Source organism: Sandarakinorhabdus sp., from assembly GCF_040398645.1.
Taxonomy (GTDB): Bacteria; Pseudomonadota; Alphaproteobacteria; order Sphingomonadales; family Sphingomonadaceae; genus Sandarakinorhabdus.
On the sequence record NZ_JBBATR010000036.1, the window covers coordinates 18648 to 22215 of the forward strand.

General features: G+C 62.7%; 2 protein-coding genes and 1 tRNA gene. All 3 read left to right on the plus strand.

Going from position 1 to position 3568, the window contains the following annotated elements; translation table 11 throughout:
* A partial coding sequence (locus ABWP50_RS09300; RefSeq protein WP_353217717.1) for a CoA transferase occupies nucleotides 1-846 on the plus strand: 846 nt, incomplete at its 5' end.
* Between the two features lie 137 nt (nucleotides 847-983).
* On the plus strand, nucleotides 984-3374 hold the full coding sequence (gene lon / locus ABWP50_RS09305) for an endopeptidase La (RefSeq protein ID WP_353217718.1): 2391 nt from the start codon (nucleotides 984-986) through the stop codon (nucleotides 3372-3374).
* 117 nt (nucleotides 3375-3491) lie between these two features.
* Nucleotides 3492-3566 (plus strand) — tRNA-Val (locus ABWP50_RS09310).
* Nucleotides 3567-3568: the final 2 nt, after the last annotated feature.

The window sequence follows — 3568 nt, forward strand, 5'->3', positions numbered from 1 at the left end:
AGCATCACCGGCTTTGGCCCCGACGGGCCTTATGCCAACGTGCGGGTTTATGATCCGGTGATCCAGGCCGTGTCCGGCATCGCCGCCAGCCAGACCGACCGCGAGGGCACGCCCGGCCTGGTGCGGCATCTTGTGGCCGACAAGGTGACCGCGATCACCGCGGCGCAGGCCATCACGGCGGCGCTGCTGCGCCGGGAACGCGCCGGGCCAGCCGCCGCCGGTGAGCGGATCGAGGTGGCGATGCTTGATGCCGCCATCGCCTTCAATTGGCCGGACGGCATGTACAATGATGCGTTTCTGGATGATGCGCCGCCCAGGCAGCCGCCAAACGGCGCCCAGATGCGCCTTTGGAAAGCCGCAGATGGCCAGGTTGCCATTACGGCAATGCAAACCGCCGAATTTGTTGCCCTGTGCCGCAGCGTTGACCGCGAAGATCTCGCCAGCGATCCGCGCTACGCCTCGATGGCTGGGCGAATTGCGCACCAGCGCGAATGGGCGCCGCAGATTTCGGCCGAAATGGCGGGCCGCAGCCGCGCTGAACTGATGGCTGGCTTTGTGCGCGAAGGCGCAGTTGGCGGGCCGGTGGTGGCGGCTGCCGATGTGCCGGATGATGCGCAGGTGCAGCACAATGCGATCTGCATCACGGTGGATCATGCCGGCGCTGTTGGCCGTGTGCGCCAGGCGCGGGCACCCGCGGTTTTTGGTCAGCCGCTGGCTGCGCCCGGCCCAGCCCCGCATCTGGGCGAGCATGGCCGGCAAATTCTTGCCGCTGCCGGCTATGATGCCGCTGCCATTGCCGGCTTGATTGCCGCTGGCGTGGTGGCGGGTGCTGTAAACACACCCTGAATTTTTTTGGCCGGATCGGCACGGCCCTTGCATTGCCCGGCGCGAAGCTGCGCTGATATGCCATTGCGCCCACGGCGGGCGCTTCCCATATCACGACATCAGAGAGATCGGGCCAGCGCCAGCCCAACGGAGATGATATGACCAACCAGACCCTGCCTGTGCTGCCCCTGCGCGATATCGTGGTGTTCCCGCAGATGATCGTGCCGTTGTTTGTTGGCCGCGAAAAATCGGTGGCCGCGCTGGAAGCGGCGATGCAGGCCGGCCGTACCGTGTTTTTGTTGTCGCAGAAAAACCCCGGTGACGAAGATCCCGGTGCCGATGAGCTTTATGATGTCGGCACGCTGGCCAATGTGCTGCAATTGCTGAAATTGCCGGACGGCACGGTCAAGGTGCTTGTGGAGGGCCAATCGCGCGCGAGGCTGGTTGCGCTGGATGCCAGCGGCCAGCATTTGATGGCCGAAATTGCCGAGATGGCTGATGTGGTGCGCGATGAGACCGAGGCGGCGGCGCTGCTGCGCTCGGCGCAAAGCCAGTTCGAACAGTTCATCAAGCTCAATCGCAAGATTGCGCCGGAAATCTCCAGCCAGATTGGCGCCATCGATGAAGCCAGCCGCTTTGCCGACACGGTCGCCGCCAATCTCGGCCTGAAGATTGCTGAAAAGCAGGGCCTGCTTGCCGAAGCCGATGTGGCGCGGCGGCTGGAAAAGCTGTTTGCCTTCATGGAAGGCGAAATGGGCGTGTTGCAGGTGGAAAAGAAAATCCGTGGCCGCGTGAAGCGCCAGATGGAGAAAACCCAGCGCGAATATTATCTCAACGAGCAGATGAAGGCCATTCAGCGCGAGCTTGGCGACGGCGACGACGAAAAAGACGAAGTGGCCGAATTCGAGGAGCGGATTGCCAAGGCCAAATTGTCCAAGGAAGCCCGCGACAAGGCGATTGCCGAGCTGAAAAAGTTCAAGGCGATGTCCCCGCAGTCGGCCGAAGCCAGTGTGGTGCGCAATTATCTTGATACGCTGCTGGGGCTGCCGTGGGGCAAGAAATCCAAGATCAAGAAGGATATCGTTGCTGCGCAGGCCGTGCTGGACGGTGACCATTTCGGCCTGGAAAAGGTGAAGGATCGCATCGTCGAATATCTTGGCGTGCAGGCCCGCACCAACAAGCTGAAAGGCCCGATCCTGTGCCTCGTCGGCCCGCCCGGCGTGGGCAAGACGTCGCTGGGCCGCAGCATCGCCAAGGCCACCGGGCGCGAATTCATTCGCATCAGCCTGGGCGGCGTGCGTGACGAATCCGAAGTGCGCGGCCACCGCCGCACCTACATCGGCTCCATGCCCGGCAAGATCATCCAGAGCCTGAAGAAGGCCGGCACCTCCAATCCGCTGTTCCTGCTCGATGAAATCGACAAGCTGGGCCAGGATTTCCGCGGTGATCCGGCCTCGGCGTTGCTGGAAGTGCTCGATCCCGAGCAGAACAAGGCGTTCAACGATCATTATCTGGAGGTCGATTATGATCTGTCGGATGTGATGTTCGTCACCACCGCCAACACCTATTCGATGCCGCAGCCACTGCTGGACCGCATGGAAATCATCAGCCTGTCGGGCTACACCGAGGATGAAAAGGTTGAAATCGCGCAGCGGCACCTGATCGACAAGCAATATGAAGCGCACGGCCTGAAGACATCGGAATTTCGGGTGGACGAAAGCGCGCTGCGCGATCTGATCCGCTATTACACTCGCGAAGCCGGTGTGCGCACGCTCGAACGTGAGCTGGCGAAGCTGGCCCGCAAGGCGCTGCGCCGTATCCTGGAAGGCAAGACGGACAGTGTTACCGTGGATTCGGACAACCTCGCCGAGTTCGCCGGCGTGCGCAAATATCGCTTTGGCCTGGCCGATGTGGATGCCCAGATTGGCGCTGTGACGGGCCTGGCGTGGACGGAGGTTGGCGGCGATCTGCTCACCATCGAAGCGGTGACCGCGCCCGGCAAGGGCGTGATCAAGACCACCGGCAAGCTGGGCGACGTGATGACCGAATCCATTTCGGCCGCCTTGTCCTTTGTGAAGGCTGGCGCCCATCACTATGGCATCCGCCCCAACATCTTCGAAAAAAAGGACATCCACGTCCATGTGCCGGAAGGCGCGACGCCCAAGGATGGCCCGTCGGCTGGCATCGCGATGGTGACGGCGATCATCTCCACGCTGACCGGTGTGCCAGTGCGGGCCGATGTCGCCATGACCGGCGAAGTCACGTTGCGCGGCCGGGTGCTGCCGATCGGCGGCCTGAAGGAAAAGCTGCTGGCGGCGCTGCGCGGCGGCATCACCACCGTTCTGATTCCTGCCGAAAACGAGAAGGACCTGTCCGAGATCCCGGATAATGTGAAACAGGGCCTGACCATCGTGCCGGTTTCGCATGTCGATGAAGTGCTGGCGCTGGCGCTTACGCAGCCGCTGGTGGCCATTGAGTGGACCGAGGCTGACGAGCGCGCCGTGCAGCCGCCAACTGCTGCCGTAACAGAGGCAGCCGTTCGGCACTGATCCCGGCAGATGCCGGTGTGCGAATTGCGGGCATTCGAACCATGGGCGTTCGAACTATGGGCGGGGCTTTACAGCCTCGCCCAAACCGCCTAGTTCGCTTGTCCCGGCCACGGCATGGGGCGCGTAGCTCAGCGGTAGAGCACTGCTTTCACACGGCAGGGGTCACAGGTTCAATCCCTGTCGCGCCCACCATC